The organism is Plantactinospora sp. BB1, from assembly GCF_003030385.1.
Taxonomy (GTDB): Bacteria; Actinomycetota; Actinomycetes; order Mycobacteriales; family Micromonosporaceae; genus Plantactinospora.
On the sequence record NZ_CP028159.1, the window covers coordinates 6,271,151 to 6,290,457 of the forward strand.

The window sequence follows — 19,307 nt, forward strand, 5'->3', positions numbered from 1 at the left end:
AGGGAATTTACCGTGCCAGCAGCGTTCGGGCACCCTGGGTAATGGCCTCTTCGGAGACCAGTACGTGACGGGCGGCCGGACCCAACGGGACAAAGGTATCGATAGAAGCCACCCTACGGGCAGAACCGACAAAACCGGCATCAACCAGTGCCGCCACCACCCCCTCACCGACCCCGCCGGACCGGCGCGTCTCGTCCACGACCAGCACCCGGCCGGTGGCCTGGGCCTCCCGGATGATGTCCGCGACCGGCAGCGGAGCCAGCCAGCGCAGGTCCAGCACCCGGACGCCGACATCCTCCTCGGCCAGCTTCGCGGCGGCCCGCAGCGACATGCGAACGCCATTACCGAACGTGATGATCGTGACGTCCTCGGCCGAGCCGACGCCGTACACCCGGCCCCGGCCGATCGGCACGTGGCTGGCCGTCCAGCCGCCCGGACCGAGGTACGGGGCGAGCCACTCCCCGTCGCCGTCGGCGTGCAGGTCGCGGGTGTGGTAGAGCGCGATCGGCTCCAGGAAGACGCAGACGCTGCCGTCGACCGCCGCGCTGGCCAGGCAGGAGCGCAGCATCGGGGCGGCGTCGTCGGCCCGGGCCGGCACCGCGAGCACCAGCCCCGGAACGTCCCGGAGTACGGCCAGCGAGTTGTCGTTGTGGAAGTGCCCGCCGAACCCCTCCTGGTAGGCGAGCCCGGCGATCCGCACCACCATCGGGTTCCGGTAGGCGCCCCGGGAGAAGTACTGCATCGTCGCCGCCTCGCCCCGCAACTGGTCCTCGGCGTTGTGCAGGTACGCCAGGTACTGGATCTCGGGCACCGGCAGCATCCCGCTCAGCCCGGCACCGAGCCCGAGCCCGAGGATCGACGTCTCGTCCAGCAGCGTGTCGAAGACCCGGGGCGCGCCGAACCGCTCCCGCAGGCCCTTGGTGACCCCGTACACCCCGCCCTTGGCCGCCACGTCCTCGCCGAAGACGGTCATGCCCGGATAGTCGAGCAGCCCGTCGGCGAGCGCCGCATTGATGGTCTGGGCCAGGGTGAGCGGCCCGGCCTGCTCCGGCAGCTTGCCGTCGAAGGCGGCGCTGCGGGCGGCGGCACCCGGCCCGGCGGCCCGGCCGGCGGCGTCGGTGACCGCCCGGGCGACCCGGACCGGCCGCCGGGGTGCCAGCGGCGCCACGATGTCCGCCGCACTCTCCAACTTGCGTTCGCCGAGCACCTCCTCGGCGACCTTGCGGACCTGCCAGCCGACCTCGTCGTAGCGGGCGATCAGCTCCTCCGGGGTGGCCAGGCCGGCCTCGGCGAGCAGCCGGGCGGTGGCCACCACCGGGTCCCGGTCCACGTCCCGGGCGATCTCGGCGGCGCTCCGGTACGCGATCTCGGCGTCCGCCCCGGCGTGCCCCATCAGCCGCACCGTGGAGAGGTGCAGTACCGCCGGGCGGCGGTGCCGGCGCACCCAGGCCGCCGCCTCGACCGCCACGTCGTACGTCTCGACCAGGTCGCAGCCGTCCGCCGAGAAGTACCGGATCCCCGGCTTGGCCCGCAGCGTCTGCGCCACCCAGCCGTCCGGCGACCGGACGCTGATCCCGAGCCCGTTGTCCTCGCAGACGAAGAGCACCGGGATGCGCAGCCCGGTGTGGTCGCACCAGCCGGCGGTGTTGAACGCGGCGACGGCGGTGGCGTGGTTCACCGAGGCGTCGCCGAACGAGCAGACCACGATGGCGTCGGCCGGCCAGGCCGGATCGGTCTCGCCGCGCTGTCGGGTCGGGCCGCCGGCCGCCCGCCGCCCGGTCGGCCGGCCCCGGCCGTCACCGAGCCGGCGCAGCCGTTCGACGGCGAAGCCGATCCCGACCGCCCGGGGCAGGTGCGAGGCGATGGTGGAGGTGGTCGGCACGACGGCGATGGAGGCGTTGCCGAAGACCTTGTGCCGGCCACCGGCGATCGGCTCGTCGGCGGAGGCCACCACCCCGCGCAGTACGTCCCGGGCGGCGTCGAGGACCGGCTCCGGCGCGCCGGCCCCGTCGTCGGCGTCGCCGTCCCGGTCGGCGGAGTTCCCGTTGCCGTCCTGGCCGCGCATCGCCTCGGCCACCCGTTCGGCGACCCCGACCCGGTGTGCCGGGCCGTCGGCCTGTCCGGCCCGCGCGGCGGCGCCCTCGGCCTCGGCCTGCGCCGCCCGGGCGCAGTAGAACGCGCCGGACCGGTAGTGCAGCAGGGCCGGGTCGGTGGGCCGGACCGCGAGCGCCACCGCGGCGTTCCCCTCGTGCCCGGAGGAGCCGATGGTGTAGAACCCCTCGCCGAAGCTGCGCAGCCAGCGCGCCGCGAGATCAAGATGCCGGCTGACCAGTTGGGCGTCGAACAGTTCCAGCGCCGTACGGCCGTCGAGCGTGCCGCCGTCCCGGACCGGGTCGGCGGGCGTGCGCCCGGTCGCCGACACCTCGATGGCGCCGACCGCCTCCCGGAACCGTTCGTCGAGATCTTGGGGGGTGGTCACGTCCGACAGCATTACCGACGCCGGCCACCCGTGACCACTCAGACACGTCACAACCGCCCGTGGCGTCCGCAACCCTCCGTGCAGGTTCGCCGGGGCGCGGCGCGGCGGGGAAGGCCCGAACCGGGCAAGCCGCCCCTTTCATTTACGTACTGTTCGACGGGGCGTTATCGGGACGATCGACCCGAGGAACCGGTGCTCGCCAGGCTGCTCGGAGCCTGTCCACCGGATCTTGGGAGATCTCGATGGCTCTGTCCCGCCGTACCCTCCTGCTCACCGGCGCCGCGGTCGGGGCCGCCGGCGCGGTGACCGGCCTGCCCGCCGCGTCCGCCGCCGCCCGGCCGCTGGCCGCCGACCCCTTCACCCTCGGCGTCGCCTCCGGCGACCCGGACTCCGACGGCTTCGTGCTCTGGACCCGGCTCGCGCCGACCCCGCTGGCCGAAGACGGCCTCGGCGGCATGCCGAACCGGGCCGTCCCGGTCCGCTGGGAACTCGCCGCCGACGAGCGGTTCCGGCACGTGGTACGCCGGGGCACGGCGGTGGCCCGCCCGCAGTCCGGGCACAGCGTGCACGTCGAGCTGCACGGCTTGCAGCCGGGACGCGAGTACTTCTACCGGTTCCACGCCGAGCGGCACACCTCACCGGTCGGCCGGACCCGTACCGCCCCGGCGCCCTGGGCGCTCGGCGGCGCCCTGACCATGGCCTTCGCCTCCTGCTCGCAGTACGAGCACGGCTACTTCACCGCCTACCGGCGGCTCGCCGAGGAGGAGCCGGACCTGGTGCTGCACCTCGGCGACTACCAGTACGAGTACGCGAAGGACTCGTACACCATTCCGGGTGGGAACCCGCGCGACCACGAGGGGCCGGAGACGGTCACCCTGGCGAACTACCGGCAGCGGCACGCGCAGTACAAGTCCGACCCGGACCTGCGGGCCGCGCACCAGGTCGCGCCCTGGGTGGTGGTCTGGGACGACCACGAGCTGGACAACAACTGGGCCGACGAGGTCTACGAGAAGCCGGAGATCCCGCAGCCGGACTTCCTGGCCCGTCGGGCGGCGGCGTTCCAGGCGTACTACGAGAACATGCCGCTGCGCCGCACCTCGATCCCGAACGGCATCGACATGCAGCTCTACCGACGGATCCGCTGGGGGCGGCTGGCCAACTTCCACATGCTCGACACCCGGCAGTACCGGGACGACCAGGCCTGCGGCGACGGTACGAGGGACTGCCCGGCGGCGCTCGACCCGGCCCGCTCGATCACGGGAGCCGAGCAGGAGCGCTGGCTGATCGACGGCTTCCGCCGCTCCGAGGCCCGCTGGGACGTCCTCGGCCAGCAGGTCTTCTTCGGCCAGCGGGACACCGACGCCGGCCCGGCGAGGTTCACCTCGATGGACAGCTGGGACGGGTACGTCGGCTCCCGGGACCGGATCACCCGGGGCTGGGTGCAGGCGAAGGTCCGCAACACGATCGTGCTCACCGGTGACGTGCACGCGCACTGGGCCACCGACCTGAAGCTCGACTACGACGACCCGACCTCCCGGACGGTCGGCGCCGAGCTGGTCTGCTCGTCGATCACCTCGGGCGGCAACGGCGCCGACTCGGTGACCGGCAGCCACCCGTACTTCCCGCACAACCCGCACCTGCGGTTCCACAACAACCAGCGCGGCTACGTGCTGACCCGGTTCACCGCTTGGGAGCTGCGGGCCGACTTCAAGGTACTGCCGCAGGTCAGCACGCCGGGCGCGGAGGCGTACACCCGGGCGTCGTTCGTGGTCGAGGACCGGGTGCCGGGGCTGCACCAGACGTACGACCGGCCGGTCGACCCGGCCACCGCCACCGCGCGGTCCCTGGTCGACCAGGCGGCGGAGACCGCGGCCCGGGAGAACCTGCGGCCCTGACCGACCGCGCACCGCGTCGACCCGCCGGTCCCGCCGGGTCGACCCTGGCCGGCCCGGTTCGCCGCCCGGGCCGGCCGGGGCCGCCGGCCGGGCACCCGTGCGGGCTACTCGCGCCAGCCGAGCAGTTCGACCCCCTTGGCCAGCTCCACCCGCAGCCCGGTGACGATCTCCCGGGAGCCGCCCGGCGGCAGCTCCAGCCGCCAGATCAGCTCGCCGAGCGGGGCCCGCTCGTCCGGCGGCGGGTCGAGCCGCAGCTCGCGGACCGTGATCCCCTCGCTGCGCGAGACCGGGAGCTGGTCCCGCACCGTCAACCGGGCCGGCCGGGGCGTGTGGTTGGCCAGGGTGATCCGGTACTCGACCTCGCGCCGCCGGGTCGAGCCCAGGGTGGCCCTGGTGTCGCTGCGCCGCACCAGCTCCCGCTTCACCCGGATCCGGTCGTCGAGTCCGAGCGCCACCTCGACCTCCTCCCCCGGCGCCCAGGTCGGCAGCGTGGTGCCGCCGACGAAGTCACCGCCGTGGAAGACCGACGCGGGCCCGGGCAGCAGGGTGTGTTCGGAGCCGTTGACGGCGGTGGCCCGCAGGTGCACCCCGGGGGTACGCACCGGCGCGGTGACGTGGTCCAGCCGGGCCGCCAGCTCCAGTACGGCGACGACGGCCCGGTGCGCGCCCCCGTCCGCCGGTACGGCCACCGGGCGGGCCGGCCGGTAGGTGGCGGCCAGCGCGCCCTGGGCGAGGGTGGCCCCGGACTGTGCCACCGGGGCGGGCGGGCGGGGTGCGGCGCCGAACGGCTGGGCCTTGCCGGCGGCAGCCGACGCCGGCATCGCGGCCGGGGTCATCGGCCCGCCGGCCGCCCTCGCCCGGACCGGTTCGCCGCCCCGGCCGCCCTGCTGCTCCAGCCGGCCCACCGGCTCCGCCTGGTGGAGATACCACGGCTCCAGCTCCGGCAGCTCGGTGCCGGTCGCCGGGCGGGCGGTGGAGAGCAGCAGTTCACACTCGGGCCAGTCCTCCCCGGTGCGCTGGCTGACCAGCCCGAACCAGGTGAGCGTCAGGGTCTCCTCGACCAGCCGCAGGTCGTACGAGGAGGTCCAGCCGGCGCCCTCCACCACGTACGACAGTTCGAGCTGGACCTCGGCGGAGCGCTCGGATCCGTCCGGCTCGTCGTCGCCGTCGGGCTCGATCCGCAGGGTCACCTCGGCGGCCAGCCGGTCCGGCGACCGCCGGCCGGAGAGCGCGGCGATCTCCCGCTCGACGGCGGCCAGCCGTTCCCGGGCCTCCTCCTGCTGGCGGGACAGTTCCCGGCGGCGGGCCTGGCTCGCGGCGGTCTGCTCGGCCACCGAGTCGGTGAAACCGGCGACGTCGCCCGGGGTGGCGTCCCCGGCGGCGAGGGCCCGGGCGTAGCTGGCCCCGGCCCGCTGGGTGAGCAGCGCCAGGAAGTCGGCGCGCTGCTGCTCGACGGCTTCGGCGTCGGCCAGCCCGGCCAGTTCGGCGGTGATGTCGCGGCGCCGCTGCGCGAGTTCGGCGGCGGTCCCCTCGGTGGCCCGGGGCAGCACCTCGGTCGACACGTCCACCCCGAGTACGGTCGCCGGGCCGCGCCCGCCGACCCGCAGCGAGTCGCGGAGCAGGCCGAGCGGCAGTGGTCCGATCCCTATCCGGTGCTCACCGGGCGGGAGCTGGAGATCGGTCCGGCGGGTCACCCGGGCCCGGTCCGGATAGACCGTCACGGCGACGATCGGCGCGTCGATTCGGGATGGGGTCATCGCGCGAGGCTACCGACCCGCCGCCACGGCCGGCTCTCCCGAGGTTTCCTCCGGTCCGGCAGGAGAACCGGTCAGCCCGGCAGGAAGGAGAACCGGACCTGGCGGGTGGCGTTGTCGCCGTTCGGGTCGACGAGGCAGATCGACTGCCAGGTGCCGAGCGCGAGCCGGCCGTCGAGTACCGGCAGGGTCGCGTACGGCGGCAGGAAGGCGGGCAGGACGTGGTCCCGGCCGTGTCCCGGTGAGCCGTGCCGGTGCCGCCAGCGGTCGTCGGTGGGGAGCAGTTCGTCCACGGCGGTCAGCAGGTCGTCGTCGGAACCGGCCCCGGTCTCGATGATCGCCAGCCCGGCGGTGGCGTGCGGGACGAAGACGTGCAGCAGCCCGTCGCCCCGGCCGGCGAGGAACTGCTCGGCCTCCCGGGTGATGTCCCGGACCACGGGCCGGGAACCGGTCCGAATGGTGATCACCTCACTCTGCATCCACCCAGTCTCCCCGAGGCGGCGGCGGCAGGTCGGGGCGGCCCGCTTTCCGCCCCGCCGCGCGATCCTGGAATTCCTGAGGTGAAAACGACCTGTTGCCGAAAAGTTACCGCCTGGTACCTGTGTCGCGCGTCGCCTCTGCCGGGTCTAGAGGTGACGGAGCCAGGCATGAGGGGGCAGGATGGCGCTAGAGACCTATCCCACACACAACCTAGGGAACGCCTGTGGCCACGGAACGCAAGCGCCCGGTGATCAGCGACGGCCTACCGAGCCAGCTTCCGGACATCGACCCCGAAGAAACCAGCGAGTGGGTCGAGTCGCTTGACGGTGTCATTGACGAGCGCGGTGCCAAACGCGCCCGCTACGTCATGCTGCGCCTGCTGGAGCGGGCCAGGGAGCGCCAGGTCGGGGTGCCGCCCCTGACCACCACCGACTACCTCAACACGATCCCGCCGGAGCAGGAACCCTGGTTCCCGGGGGACGAGCACATCGAGCGGCGGATCCGGGCGTACATCCGGTGGAACGCCGCCATGCTGGTGCACCGGGCGCAGCGGCCGGAGATCGGCGTGGGCGGGCACATCTCCACCTACGCCAGCTCGGCGTCGCTCTACGAGGTTGGGTTCAACCACTTCTTCCGGGGCAAGAACCACCCCGGCGGCGGCGACCAGATCTTCTACCAGGGCCACGGCTCCCCCGGCATGTACGCCCGGGCGTACCTGGAGGGGCGGCTGACCGAGGACCAGCTCGACGGCTTCCGGCAGGAGCTGTCGCACCCGGGTGGCGGCCTGCCGTCGTACCCGCACCCTCGGCTGATGCCGGACTTCTGGGAGTTCCCCACCGTCTCGATGGGGCTCGGCGGGATCAACGCGATCTACCAGGCCCGGTTCAACCGCTACCTGCACCACCGGGGCATCAAGGACACCTCCCAGCAGCACGTCTGGGCGTTCCTCGGCGACGGTGAGATGGACGAGGTCGAGTCGCTCGGCGCGATCGGCGCGGCCGCCCGCGAGGAGCTGGACAACCTCACCTTCGTGATCAACTGCAACCTGCAACGGCTGGACGGGCCGGTGCGGGGCAACGGCAAGGTGATCCAGGAGCTGGAGGCGTTCTTCCGGGGCGCCGGCTGGAACGTGATCAAGGTGGTCTGGGGCCGGGAGTGGGACCCGCTGCTCGCCGCGGACACCGACGGCGCGCTGGTCAACCTGATGAACACCACGCCGGACGGCGACTACCAGACCTACAAGGCGGAGTCCGGGGCGTACGTCCGGGAGCACTTCTTCGGCCGTGACCCGCGCACCCGCAAGATGGTCGAGGGGCTCTCCGACGACGAGATCTGGAACCTCAAGCGGGGCGGGCACGACTACCGCAAGCTCTACGCGGCGTACAAGGCGGCGGTCGAGCACACCGGCCAGCCGACGGTGATCCTGGCGAAGACGATCAAGGGCTGGACCCTGGGGTCGAGCTTCGAGGGCCGCAACGCCACGCACCAGATGAAGAAGCTCACCCTGGACGACCTGAAGAGCTTCCGCGACCGCCTCTACCTGGACATCCCCGACTCGGCGCTGGAGCCCAACCCCTACCTGCCGCCGTACTACCACCCGGGCGAGAAGTCCGAGGAGGCGGAATACCTGCGCGAGCGGCGCCAGCAGCTCGGCGGCTACCTGCCGAGCCGGCGTACGGAGTGGGCGCCGCTGCCGGTGCCGGGCAGCGAGCGCTTCGCCGACGTCAAGAAGGGCTCCGGCAAGCAGAAGATCGCCACCACCATGGCCTTCGTCCGGCTGCTCAAGGACGTGATGAAGGACCGCGAGTTCGGCAAGCGGTTCGTGCCGATCATCCCGGACGAGGCGCGGACCTTCGGGATGGACTCGCTCTTCCCGACCCAGAAGATCTACTCGCCGCACGGCCAGAAGTACACCTCGGTCGACCGGGAGCTGTTCCTGTCGTACAAGGAGTCGACCAGCGGGCAGATCCTGCACGAGGGGATCAACGAGGCGGGTTCGGTGGCCTCGTTCACCGCCGCCGGTTCGTCGTACGCCACGCACGGCGAGCCGATGATCCCGCTGTACATCTTCTACTCGATGTTCGGCTTCCAGCGCACCGGTGACGCGTTCTGGGCGGCGGCCGACCAGATGGCCCGGGGCTTCGTGCTCGGCGCCACCGCCGGCCGGACCACGCTCAACGGCGAGGGCCTGCAACACGAGGACGGCCACTCGCACCTGATCGCCGCGACCAACCCGGCCGTGGTGGCGTACGACCCGGCGTTCGCGTTCGAGATCGCGCACATCTTCGAGAACGGCCTGCACCGGATGTACGGCGAGCGGCCGGAGAACGTCTTCTACTACCTGACCGTCTACAACGAGCCGATCCTCCAGCCGGTGGAGCCGGAGAACGTGGACGTGGAGGGGCTGCTCAAGGGGATCTACAAGTACTCGCCGGCGGGGTCGGTCGGCGGGCAGGACGGCGGCGACGCGCCCCGGGCCAACATCCTCGCCTCGGGCACCGGCATGCAGTGGGCGCTCAAGGCGCAGAACCTGCTGGCCCAGGACTGGGGGGTGGCGGCCGACGTCTGGTCGGTCACCTCCTGGACGGAGCTGCGCCGGGACGCGGTGGAGTGCGAGGAGTACAACCTCCTGCACCCGGGTGACGAGCCTCGGGTGCCGTACGTCCAGCGCAAGCTGGCCGACGCCGACGGACCGGTGGTGGCGGTCAGCGACTGGATGCGGGCGGTACCGGACCTGATCTCGCGGTGGATCCCCGGCGACTACACCTCGCTCGGCACCGACGGTTTCGGGCTCTCGGACACCCGGCACGCGCTGCGCCGGCACTTCCACGTGGACGCCGAGTCGGTGACCGTGGCGACGCTGCGCCAGCTGGCGCGGCGCGGCGTGGTGCCGGCGTCGGTGCCGGCCGAGGCCGCGAAGAAGTACGCGATCGACGACATCGCGGCGGCACCGGTGGGCGAGACCGGCGGGGACTCCTGACGGTTCCGCACTGATCGGCAGCTTGGGGGGCGGGACGTCGCGACGGCGACGGCCCGCCCCTCAGCCGACGGTGGCCAGCCCGGTGAGCCGGGCGAGCGAGCCCTCCAGGTCGGCACCGACCCGACGCATCCCCCAGCGCAGCAGCGCCCCGCTGACCGGGCCGGCGGGCCAGCGGACCATGATCAGGCGTACCGAGGTGCCGTCCTCCTCGGGTGCCAGTTCGACGTAGACCTCGGTGCGGGCCTCGGCCCGGGCCCCGGAGCCCTCGGCCCGCTCGCGCCAGGCGATCAGGGTCGGCTCCTGGTACGCGATCACCTCGGCGTCCATCGCCCGTCCGGCCGCGTGCACCCGCTGGCGGCGGCCGATGCCCTCCCCGGAGAGCACCTCCGCCTGTCGTACCCCGGCCAGCCAGCCCGGCAGGTGTTCGGCCCGCTGAACGAGGTCCCACACCGCCTCGATCGGTGCGGACACCCGCGTGCTGCGTTCGATGAGCATCATCCTCAGTCGCCTCCATTGCGGACAACCCGTGACCATTGGCAGCTTATTCACGATTACGGACGAAAACGGACGATTAGCCACCGACACGCCGGGGGAAACTACCGCCGTGGGATTCACCGGCCCGGAGCACCCGTGGAACCGGACGACGGGAAACCTGGTGGCGGGCCGCCCCGGGGCCGTGCGTAGGCTGGAGGCCGTGACGGTACGCGTACGCTTTGCCCCCTCCCCGACTGGAATGTTCCACGTCGGAGGCGCCCGCTCGGCCCTGCAAAACTGGATCTTCGCCAAGCAGCAGGGCGGCGTTTTCGTGCTGCGCGTCGAGGACACCGACGCGGCCCGCAACCGGCCGGAATGGATCGAGGGCATCCTCTCCGCACTGGACTGGATCGGGATCGCCCGGGGCAGCTACGAGGGACCGTACTTCCAGTCCGCGAACGCGGGCGAGCACCGCGACGCCGCGACCCGGCTGCACCGCGCCGGCCGGGCGTACTACTGCGACTGCACCCGGGAGGCGATCCAGGCCCGCACCGGCTCGCAGTACCAGGGCTACGACGGCTTCTGCCGCGACCGCGGCCTGGAGGCGGCACCGGGACGCGCGCTGCGCTTCCGCACCCCCGACGAGGGCGAGACGGTGGTCGTCGACCTGATCCGCGGCGAGCCGACCTTCGAGAACAGGCTGATCGAGGACTTCGTGATCGCCCGGGGCGACGGCTCGCCGGTCTTCCTGCTGGCCAACGTCGTGGACGACCTCACCATGGGCATCACGCACGTGATCCGGGCCGAGGAGCACCTGCCGAACACCCCCAAGCAGCAGCTCCTCTGGGACGCGCTCGGGGTCAAGCCGCCGATCTGGGCCCACGTGCCGGTGGTGGTCAACGAGAAGCGGCAGAAGCTCTCCAAGCGGCGCGACAAGGTGGCCCTGGAGGCGTACCGGGACGAGGGCTACCTCGCCGACGCGATGCGCAACTACCTGATGCTGCTCGGCTGGGCGCCGTCGGGCGACCGGGAGATCGTGCCCTGGTCGGTGATCGAGTCCGAGTTCCGGCTCGCCGAGGTGAACCCGTCACCCGCCTTCTTCGACGAGAAGAAGCTGCGGGCCTTCAACGGCGAGTACATCCGGGCGCTGTCCGTCGACGAGTTCGTCGCGGCCTGCCAGCCGTGGCTGACCGGTACCGACACCATCGCCCCGCCGCCGTGGCAGCCGGCCGAGTTCGACCCGGCCGCCTTCGCCGCCGTGGCGCCGCTGGCACAGACCCGGATCGCCGTACTCAGCGAGATCGTGCCGAACGTCGACTTCCTCTTCCTGGACTCGCCGCTGATCGACGAGGCGGCCTGGGCGAAGGCCATGAAGGAGGGTTCCGCCGAACTGCTCGACGAGGCGATCGCCGCCTTCGAGGCCCTGCCGGAGTGGGCGGCCGAGCCGCTGAAGGCGACCCTGGAGGAGGTCGGCGCCCGCCGGGGGCTGAAGCTCGGCAAGGCGCAGGCGCCGGTCCGGGTGGCCGTGACGGGGCGCAGCGTCGGGCTGCCGCTCTTCGAGTCGCTGGCCGTACTCGGCCGGGAGCGTAGCCTCAGCCGGCTGCGCGCGGCCCGCCTCCGGCTGGTCTGACCGACGCTTCTCGGCTGGCCTGACCGACGCTTCGGCTGCGCGGATCGACGCTCCGGCTGGTCCGACGGAGGCGGCGCCTCAGTTCGCCGAACCCCGGCGGCCCGAAGCCCGGCGGCGGAGCAGCGCCGCGCCGGCCAGCGCGGCCAGCGCCAGCACGGCACCGGCGAGCCAGGGCCACCACCCCGGCCCCGACGAGTCGGCGGCCGGGCTCAACGGCTCCGCCTCGGCCGGTGACGGCGGAGCGGCCGGTGCGGAACCGACCGGAGCGGTCGGGGTGGGCACGGCGGCCGACGGCGAGGCGGTCGGGGTGGCGCCCACGGTGAGGGTGAACCGGACCTCCCCCTTGACCGGGTGCCCGTCGCCGGAGGCGACCTGGTACCGGACGATGTAGAGCCCGGCGGCCCCCGGCCGGACCGGCACGGTGACCCGGGGGCCGGAGAAGACCGGCTTTCCCGCCGCCGCGTCGACGTTGTCCGGGCCGGTTAGCGTGACCCTCGTGGTGCCGGGGTCGAGCTTGTTCAGGAAGGTCAGCCGCACGGTGGCCGGCGCCTTGCCGAGCCGGGCGCCGTTGCGGGGATCGCTGCCGGTCAGCGAGTTGTGCGCGGCGGCGGGACCGGCCGGCAGGAGCACGCCGAGCGCCACCAGCACGACGCTCAGCACCAGTGTCCCGACACGGGTGACCCGGGCCCCCATGATCGCCCCCATCCCGCTACGATTTCGCACAACTGATCATTGGCTCGTCGACCTAGTCGACCCTAGATCGCAGATAGTTCCAAATAACCGCTCGTCCAGGTGCAACCGAGCGGCGTTCTGCGGAGTCTTTGTAGTGAGTACGACAGGTCCATCCCGGACAGTGTCGTGCACTCCACCGACCAACCAGCGCGTGACCTGCATCATGGCCACCATCGAGACGGGGCGAGGAGGTCGGCGATGGCCGGAGAGGTGAGTCGTCGACTTGTCGGCGTGGCCACGTTGTTGATCGCGGCGGCGAGTTGGCTCGGGATCGCGGGCGCCGCCCAGGCGAAGCCGGCCAGACCGACGTCGGTGGTGATCACCGGCAAGGACCTGGCGACCCCGGTGACCATCCGGGCCCAGGGCAAGCCCGAACTCTTCGCCGCGCTCCTCGACCAGGTGGGCTTCCTGAAGACGGGCCCCGGCAACACGGGTGGGCCGAAGGCCGCCGACCTGGGTCCGAAATACACCATGGTGGTGCACGTCGGCGACGCCGCGCAGCAGTCGTACGACCTCTACCCGCTAGCCAAGGGCGGGCCCCGGGTCTACCGGCCGGCCCGGCAGCCGGACAAGAGCCGCCCCGGCGCGGCCTGGTTCTTCGGCCGGCTGACCATGGCGGAGGCCCTGCTGGCGGCCGGTGCGCCACTGCCCGAGCAGACCGTCACCAGCCTGCACGGTGGCGGGATCGGCGGCGGCGAGCGGGTGATCCCCGACGACGCGATCGGCACCGGGAAGGACGTCGACCGGCTGCTCGGTGAACTGCGGCAGTTGATGCTGCTCAACGGCGCCGTGCTGCTCGCCATCACGCTGGGGCTCGCCGGCATCGCGCTGCTGGTCCGGCGCCGCACCCGCTGACCGGAGCAGCCCGCCGGGTCAGGGGCAGCGAGAGCAGCGGCAGGGGCTCAGCACCAGCGGCGTGGCGGACGGTCACGCCGGACGGAGCGCCGCGACGGGCGTACGGCCCCGTGCCGGTGCGCCCCGGCCCAGCCCGGCAGATCGGTCTGACAGCCCGGCGTACGCTGGCTCGCCGGCTCGGGCGGCGTGCCCGGCGCCGCGCCCGGCTCACCCGGCCCGCTGGTGGCACCGGCCGGCCGGCCCCGCTCGTCGCCGTCCGGTCGGCCCCGGTCGTCAGGGTCCGGTCGGCCCCGCTCGTCGCCGGCCGGTCGGCCCTGGTCGTCGCCGTCGGGCTCGCCGGGGCGGGGGCGGGGAATCAGCCTCGACCGGTCGGCCAGCCGCCCCGGTTCGGTCGCGGCATGCTCCGCGCCACCGGCGTCGGAGGCCAGCACGGCGCCCTCCCCCGGCTGGCCGGGCCGCGCCATCCCGACCTGGTCGTCCGCTGCCGTCGGTCCGGCCGGACGCGCTCCGGTCCGCGCCGCCGCCGGGCGGGCCGCCCCGGGCGGGTCGACCGGCTCGGCGGCCGACAGCCGATCCACCGGCTCCGCGCCGGGCCGGTTGGGCGTCGCGTCGAGCGGGCCGGCCGGCAGCCCGGCACTGGCACCACAGACCCAGCGGAACCGACCGACCGGGCCGAGCGGGGGCAGCGGCCCACGATCGCCAAGCAGCGAGTCCTGCTCGTCCTCCGAACAGCCACGCTCGGCGTCATGCGCCATCCAGGCCTCCTCACACACACTCGCCGCCGGGTGGGCGGTCGCCCCGGCGCGCGGCACCCACGCGGTTGACGGTGAGCCAGTGCGGGAAAGCGCATCACCGGGACCTTGTCACCGTACTGGTCCCCGACGACGAGTTCGACGTCGCCGTGGCGAGAAACTGCTGCATTCCGCTGGTGTGGAAGATCCAGGTCACGAACCGGTTAACCTCTGGCCGGCGGTGACTCCGGCTCGGCGGGCTTCGGAAAGACGGTCGCCCAGACCGGGAAGGCGACGAGCCAGATCACCATCGCCACGCTCAGCCGCGCGATCCAGGCCAGCAGCTCGGCGGTGCGGTCCAGGTCGCCGACCATGAGGATGCCGAGGCCGAGCAGACCGCAGGCGATGGCCCAGCCGAGCAATCCCTTACCCCACTCCCGCCACTCGTACCGGGCCCGGGCCCGGCCGCCGCTGGGCGGCTTCCACGGCGGCGGCCCGCCCGCGAACCGGTGCGCGAACCGCTGGTCGGCCCAGCGGATCATGCTGTGCCCGAAGGCGACCGAGAAGCCGAGGTACGCCGCCGCGAGCCCGTGCGTGAAGTTGGCGGTGGCACCGGCGCGCAGGTCGATCACGGTGGCGACCAGGATCACAAGATCGATCAACGGCGTACCGAGCAGCAGCAGCGCGCCGAGCCGGGGCATCCGGAGCGGATAGCGCGCGATCAGGCCGGCACCGAGCAGTACCCAGAACCCGATCTCGCCCGCGGCGATCACCGCCAGCATGCCGTACCCCCGATCCTCACCCGGCCGCCACCCGCCCGGTCACTGTCACCAGTCTCGGCAGCGCGGCGGGCCGGGACCTCGGTACCGATACCGAGATCCGGGTCCGCCGAAAGAGGTACGCGTACACCCTTCGACGGACCCCGGCCGGGGCCGCCTCGTCGTCGGGGCCGACGGGAACGGCCCGCCGGTGTGATGGGATCGAGGGGTGACCGCACGGCTGCGCCTGGAACGCGGGTCCCTGTCCCGGGACATCGCGCTGGCGTCCGCGTCCCTGGCCGGCGGGCTGCTGATGATGGCGCTCGGGGTCTACCACCCGCTCAACCCCGGCCTGCTGGACGCCCCGCCGGGTCTCACCGTCGGCACCCTCGCCGTGACCTGCCTGGCCGTGGCGCTGCGCCGGGTGGCGACCCGGCTCGGGCTGGCGCTGGGCACCGTCGCCGTCGTCGTCGACCTCCTGCACGGATCGTCGCTGGCCACCACGCTGGTCTACACCCAGGTGCTCTTCGACTCCTGCGTCTACGGGTCGGCGCGGCTCTGGCGCCGGCTGCTCCAGGTCAACCTGGCACTCACCGGCCTTGCCGCGCTGGTCGGGGTCCTGCTGGCCACCCCGGCCTGGCAGGGCATCGGGCTGGCGATCCCGGTGGTGCTGATCGGGGTACTGCCGGTGGTCAGCGGCATCGGCGTCCGGCAGTACCGCGACCAGGCCGCCGCCGAACGCGCCCGGGCCGAGCAGACCGCCCGGCTGGCCGAACTCGACCGGCGCCAGGCGGTGGCGGCGGAGCGGAGCCGGATGGCCCGGGAACTGCACGACGTGGTCGCCAACCACCTGAGCGCGGTCGCCATCCACGCCACCGCGGCGCTCTCGGTCTCCGGGCTGGACCGGGCCCAGCTCGACCAGGCGCTGCGGGTGATCCGGGAGAACAGCGTGCAGGGGCTCGCCGAGATGCGGCAGATGATCGGCCTGCTCCGGGAACCGGCCGACCCCGGATCGGTCCCGACCGGCGCCGAGCCCGTTCCGCCCGGCCGTGACCCGGGCCGGCCGGCCGCCCCGGACGGGGGCGGGAGTTCCGGCTCGGGTGCCCGCTCCGGGGCCGGCGCGGAGTCGACCGGGGCACCGGCCCGGGGCGGCCTCCCCGGCACCGAACCGGCCCGGCTGGGCACGGGCGACGGTCCCGTCCGGGCCCGGCTCGCCGAGGTGGACCGGCTGGTCGGCCAGGCCCGGGACGCCGGCCTCCCGGTACGGTTCGAGACGACCGGCGAGGCACGCCCGCTGCCGGTCGGCGTGGACCTGGCCGCGTACCGGATCGTCCAGGAGTCGCTGACGAACGCGCTCAAGCACGGCGCCGGCCAGACCACCCTGACCATCTGCCACGAGCGCCGCTCGGTCAACCTCACCATCGTGAACCCGCTGGCCCGCTCCGGCGAGCCCCGGGGTGCCGGGGCCGCGGCCGGGGCCGGGCTGCCCGGGGCGGGTGCCGGCCTGATCGGGATGCGGGAGCGGGCCGCCCTGCTCGGCGGCCGGTTCGAGGCCGGCCCGCGCGGAGCGAACTGGCGGGTGCACGCGGAACTGCCGAACGCCGACTTCCCCGGCCCGCCGGCCCCGCCCACCGGGACGCCGGGGCCGGGCGACGCCGACGGGGAGACCGGTCGGCCGGCTGCGGCACCGACGGTCCGGCCGTGACCGGGCCGGACGCCGACCCGGCCGGCAGCGGGTCCACGGTGGCCGACCCGACCGGCGTCGACCGGCCCGGGACCGCCGACGCGCCCGGGGCGGGCCGGGTGATCCGGGTGGTGGTCGCCGACGACCAGGACGCGGTGCGGGCCGGTCTGGTGCTGATCCTCGCCGGTACGCCCGGACTGGAGGTGGTCGGCGAGGCGGCCGACGGCGAGGAGGCGGTGGCGCTCTGCCGACGGCTCCGGCCGGACGTGGCGGTGCTCGACGTCCGGATGCCCCGGCTCGACGGTGTCTCGGCGACCGGGGAGATCGTCGCCGAGCGGCTCGCCGACGTCCTCGTGCTGACCACGTTCGACCTCGACGAGTACGTCTTCGGCGCGCTCCGGGCCGGCGCCTCCGGGTTCCTGCTCAAGGACACCGACGCCACCGGGCTGGTCGACGCGGTGCGTACCGTCGCCCGGGGCGAGGGGATCATCGCACCGGCGGTGACCCGTCGGCTGATCAGCGCCTTCGCCGCCGCCGTGCCGGCCACCCCGGCGACCGCCCGGGCGGCGTTGGCCGACCTGACGCCACGGGAACGGGACGTGCTGGCCTGTCTCGGCCTCGGGCTCTCCAACCAGCAGATCGCCGAGCGGTTGACGATGGCGGAGAGCACCACCAAGACGCACGTGAGCCGGATCCTCGGCAAGCTCGGCCTGCGCAGCCGGGTACAGGCGGCGATCCTCGCCCAGGAGCTGGCCCTGCCGCCACCGCCCTGACCCGGCCGCCCCCGTTGGCCGGGACGGAGCCGGGTCTACCGGGCGGCGCGGTCCGGACTGGCAGCGGGCGCCTGCGGAGTACCGGCCGGGCGCCGCACCGCCCGGGCGGCCAGCGGGACCACGGCGAGCGCGAGCAGCCAGCCGCCGAGCACGTCGGTCGGCCAGTGCGCCAGCAGGGCCACCCGGGTCAGCCCGACGAAGGCCGCGAAGGCCACGGCCAGCCCGACGGTGAGCGCCCGGCCCGGTCCGCCGAGCCGGGACCAGAGCAGGAGTACGGCCACCAGCGCCGCCGCCGCCGCGTTGCTGGTGTGCCCGCTCGGAAACCCGTTGCTGGTGATCACGACGAAGCCGTTCTCCGGCCGGGGGTGGTACACCAGCCAGTGCATCAGCCCCCAGAGCACCGGGATCAGCACCGTCACCACGGCACAGAACGCCGCCGGCCGGCGCCCGCCCCGGGCGGCCAGCCCCACCGTGACGGCCAGGCCGGCGACCAGGAACGGCACGGTGGCGGCCACGTCGGTGGCGATCCGCAGCACGTCGACGGTGCGGGGGCTGGCGTCGCCGTACCCCCGGAAGGCGTCGCTGACGGCGGCGTCGAAGCGGTCCAGCGGCGCCCAGCCGGCCACGGTCAGGGCGAGCAGCGCCAGGAAGCCGGCGAGCGCGAGCAGCGGGACGACCAGCGGCGGGCGGGCGACCATCGGGCCATGATGCCACGGCCGGTGGCGGCGTCCGGAGTTCCGCGTGGCACGCTGGGCCGATGGCGAGCGAGGCGGGTGACGGCGAACTGGCGGCCACGCTGCGCCGGATCGAGCGGGCGGCGGGCACGCTGGCCAGCGCCAGCGTCACCCGGATGGACGAGACCCTGCCCTGGTTCCGCGACCTGCCGGCCGAGCAGCGCTCCTGGGTGATGCTGGTCGCCCAGGCCGGCGTCCGGTCCCTGGTCGAGTGGCTGCGGTCGCGGCCGGCCGCCGACGGCCCCGGCGGCGCCGACGCCCTGGCGGACAGCCCGGACGAGGTCTTCGCCGCCGCACCCCGGGCGCTGGCCCGGTCGATCAGCCTCCAGCAGACGGTGGCCCTGATCAAGGTGACCATCGACGTGGTGGAGGAACAGGTGCCGCACCTGGCGGCGCCGGGCGAGGAACGGCTGCTGCACGAGGCGGTGCTCAAGTTCTCCCGGGAGATCGCCTTCGCCGCCGCCCGGGTCTACGCGCGGGCCGCCGAGTCACGCGGCTCCTGGGACGCCCGGCTCCAGGCGCTGCTGGTGGACGCGCTGCTCCGGGGCGACTCCCCCGACGTGCTGGCCAGCCGGGCGGCGGCGCTGGGCTGGACCGACGCCCCGCCGGTGGCGGTGGCGGTGGGCCGCTCCCCGGGCGGCGAGGTCGCCGCCGTGCTGCACACCATCTACCGGGTCACCCGGCGACTCGGCCTGGAGATGATCGGCGGGGTGCACGGCGACCGGCTCGTCCTGGTACTCGGCGGCGCCACCGACCCGCTGGCCGCCACCGCGAAGATGCTCGCCGGCTTCGGCCCCGGCCCGGTGGTGGTCGGTCCGGCAGTACCGAGCCTGGACGCGGCGACCGACTCGGCCCGGGCGGCCCTGGCCGGCTTCCGGGCCGCACCGGCCTGGCCGGCCGCACCCCGCCCGGTGGCCGCCGCCGACCTGCTCCCCGAGCGGGCCCTGGCCGGTGACCCGGAGGCCCGACGGGCGCTGCGCCAGGACGTCTACGCGGCGCTGGTCCGGGCCGGCGGCGAGTTGCTGGAGACCCTGGACGCGTTCTTCGCCGCCGGCGGGGTACTGGAGAGTGCCGCCCGGACCCTCTTCGTGCACCCGAACACCGTCCGGTACCGGCTGCGCCGGGTCGCGGATGTGACGGGATTCTCCCCGCTGACCGCCCGGGACGCCTTCGCGTTGCGGATGGCGCTGACGATCGGGCGGCTGGACCCGGCCGCCCCGGTCGGACCTGGGGCGGGACACTAACCCCGATTGGGACAGACGGAACGAGAAGTCCGTGATCGCCATGGATTTTTGTAGGGTCCTCACAAAGGTCGTAGTGCGGATTGGTACATCACGGCAACCGCGCC

At 73.9% G+C, this 19,307-nt stretch carries 15 protein-coding genes; 7 read left to right on the plus strand and 8 right to left on the minus strand.

Features of this window, described 5'->3' with window-relative positions:
- Positions 1-7: 7 nt before the first annotated feature.
- Positions 8-2,422, minus strand: coding sequence for a transketolase C-terminal domain-containing protein (locus C6W10_RS27400; RefSeq protein WP_369938717.1), 2,415 nt, complete (start codon positions 2,420-2,422; stop codon positions 8-10).
- A gap of 299 nt (positions 2,423-2,721) precedes the next feature.
- Here C6W10_RS27400 and C6W10_RS27405 point away from each other — a divergent pair, with 299 nt between their 5' ends.
- The gene (locus C6W10_RS27405; RefSeq protein ID WP_107261753.1) at positions 2,722-4,374 is read left to right on the plus strand and encodes an alkaline phosphatase; all 1,653 of its coding nucleotides are present in this window, start codon (positions 2,722-2,724) and stop codon (positions 4,372-4,374) included.
- A gap of 104 nt (positions 4,375-4,478) precedes the next feature.
- Here the strand turns inward: C6W10_RS27405 and C6W10_RS27410 are convergent, their stop codons facing one another.
- Both C6W10_RS27410 and C6W10_RS27415 read right to left on the minus strand, forming a co-directional pair.
- Positions 4,479-6,131 (minus strand): DUF4139 domain-containing protein, encoded by a 1,653-nt coding sequence (locus C6W10_RS27410; protein WP_107261755.1) that lies wholly within the window; start codon positions 6,129-6,131, stop codon positions 4,479-4,481.
- Positions 6,132-6,202: 71 nt separating this feature from the next.
- On the minus strand, positions 6,203-6,607 hold the full coding sequence (locus C6W10_RS27415) for a YjbQ family protein (RefSeq protein WP_107261757.1): 405 nt from the start codon (positions 6,605-6,607) through the stop codon (positions 6,203-6,205).
- Between the two features lie 224 nt (positions 6,608-6,831).
- Here C6W10_RS27415 and aceE point away from each other — a divergent pair, with 224 nt between their 5' ends.
- The gene (gene aceE / locus C6W10_RS27420; RefSeq protein WP_107261759.1) at positions 6,832-9,588 is read left to right on the plus strand and encodes a pyruvate dehydrogenase (acetyl-transferring), homodimeric type; all 2,757 of its coding nucleotides are present in this window, start codon (positions 6,832-6,834) and stop codon (positions 9,586-9,588) included.
- A gap of 60 nt (positions 9,589-9,648) precedes the next feature.
- Here aceE and C6W10_RS27425 read toward each other — a convergent pair whose 3' ends face one another.
- On the minus strand, positions 9,649-10,086 hold the full coding sequence (locus C6W10_RS27425) for an SRPBCC family protein (protein WP_107261761.1): 438 nt from the start codon (positions 10,084-10,086) through the stop codon (positions 9,649-9,651).
- A 196-nt stretch (positions 10,087-10,282) separates the two neighbouring features.
- Here C6W10_RS27425 and gltX point away from each other — a divergent pair, with 196 nt between their 5' ends.
- On the plus strand, positions 10,283-11,692 hold the full coding sequence (gltX, locus tag C6W10_RS27430) for a glutamate--tRNA ligase (RefSeq protein WP_107264334.1): 1,410 nt from the start codon (positions 10,283-10,285) through the stop codon (positions 11,690-11,692).
- Between the two features lie 78 nt (positions 11,693-11,770).
- Here the strand turns inward: gltX and C6W10_RS27435 are convergent, their stop codons facing one another.
- Positions 11,771-12,397 (minus strand): copper resistance CopC family protein, encoded by a 627-nt coding sequence (locus C6W10_RS27435; RefSeq protein WP_234361452.1) that lies wholly within the window; start codon positions 12,395-12,397, stop codon positions 11,771-11,773.
- Between the two features lie 225 nt (positions 12,398-12,622).
- Between C6W10_RS27435 and C6W10_RS27440 the strand changes: the two genes are divergently transcribed.
- Entirely contained in the window at positions 12,623-13,279 is a 657-nt protein-coding gene (locus tag C6W10_RS27440) for a hypothetical protein (RefSeq protein ID WP_107261763.1), read from the plus strand.
- A 47-nt stretch (positions 13,280-13,326) separates the two neighbouring features.
- On the opposite strand, the gene C6W10_RS27445 is transcribed toward C6W10_RS27440, so the two are convergent.
- Complete coding sequence (locus tag C6W10_RS27445; RefSeq protein WP_159104769.1) at positions 13,327-14,034, minus strand: hypothetical protein; 708 nt, start codon at positions 14,032-14,034, stop codon at positions 13,327-13,329.
- 200 nt (positions 14,035-14,234) lie between these two features.
- Positions 14,235-14,792, minus strand: a complete 558-nt coding sequence (locus C6W10_RS27450) for a hypothetical protein (protein ID WP_107261767.1) — start codon at positions 14,790-14,792, stop codon at positions 14,235-14,237.
- Positions 14,793-14,997: 205 nt separating this feature from the next.
- Between C6W10_RS27450 and C6W10_RS27455 the strand changes: the two genes are divergently transcribed.
- Positions 14,998-16,473 carry a sensor histidine kinase gene (locus C6W10_RS27455; RefSeq protein WP_107261769.1) on the plus strand — a complete coding sequence of 492 codons (1,476 nt, stop codon included), beginning with the start codon at positions 14,998-15,000 and terminating at the stop codon, positions 16,471-16,473.
- 98 nt (positions 16,474-16,571) lie between these two features.
- Positions 16,572-17,225, plus strand: a complete 654-nt coding sequence (locus tag C6W10_RS27460; RefSeq protein WP_107264336.1) for a response regulator transcription factor — start codon at positions 16,572-16,574, stop codon at positions 17,223-17,225.
- 35 nt (positions 17,226-17,260) lie between these two features.
- Here C6W10_RS27460 and C6W10_RS27465 read toward each other — a convergent pair whose 3' ends face one another.
- Complete coding sequence (locus tag C6W10_RS27465) at positions 17,261-17,923, minus strand: phosphatase PAP2 family protein (RefSeq protein WP_107261771.1); 663 nt, start codon at positions 17,921-17,923, stop codon at positions 17,261-17,263.
- Between the two features lie 59 nt (positions 17,924-17,982).
- Between C6W10_RS27465 and C6W10_RS27470 the strand changes: the two genes are divergently transcribed.
- Entirely contained in the window at positions 17,983-19,203 is a 1,221-nt protein-coding gene (locus tag C6W10_RS27470; protein ID WP_107261773.1) for a CdaR family transcriptional regulator, read from the plus strand.
- The last annotated feature ends 104 nt before the right edge of the window (positions 19,204-19,307 follow it).

Coding starts and splice junctions, on each gene's coding strand:
- C6W10_RS27405 (WP_107261753.1), top strand. CDS start 2,722: ATGGCTCTGTCCCGCCGTACCCTCCTGCTCACCGGCGCCGCGGTCGGG.
- C6W10_RS27410 (WP_107261755.1), bottom strand. CDS start 6,131: ATGACCCCATCCCGAATCGACGCGCCGATCGTCGCCGTGACGGTCTAT.
- C6W10_RS27415 (WP_107261757.1), bottom strand. CDS start 6,607: ATGCAGAGTGAGGTGATCACCATTCGGACCGGTTCCCGGCCCGTGGTC.
- C6W10_RS27425 (WP_107261761.1), bottom strand. CDS start 10,086: ATGATGCTCATCGAACGCAGCACGCGGGTGTCCGCACCGATCGAGGCG.
- C6W10_RS27435 (WP_234361452.1), bottom strand. CDS start 12,397: ATGGGGGCGATCATGGGGGCCCGGGTCACCCGTGTCGGGACACTGGTG.
- C6W10_RS27440 (WP_107261763.1), top strand. CDS start 12,623: ATGGCCGGAGAGGTGAGTCGTCGACTTGTCGGCGTGGCCACGTTGTTG.
- C6W10_RS27445 (WP_159104769.1), bottom strand. CDS start 14,034: ATGGCGCATGACGCCGAGCGTGGCTGTTCGGAGGACGAGCAGGACTCG.
- C6W10_RS27450 (WP_107261767.1), bottom strand. CDS start 14,792: ATGCTGGCGGTGATCGCCGCGGGCGAGATCGGGTTCTGGGTACTGCTC.
- C6W10_RS27465 (WP_107261771.1), bottom strand. CDS start 17,923: ATGGTCGCCCGCCCGCCGCTGGTCGTCCCGCTGCTCGCGCTCGCCGGC.
- C6W10_RS27470 (WP_107261773.1), top strand. CDS start 17,983: ATGGCGAGCGAGGCGGGTGACGGCGAACTGGCGGCCACGCTGCGCCGG.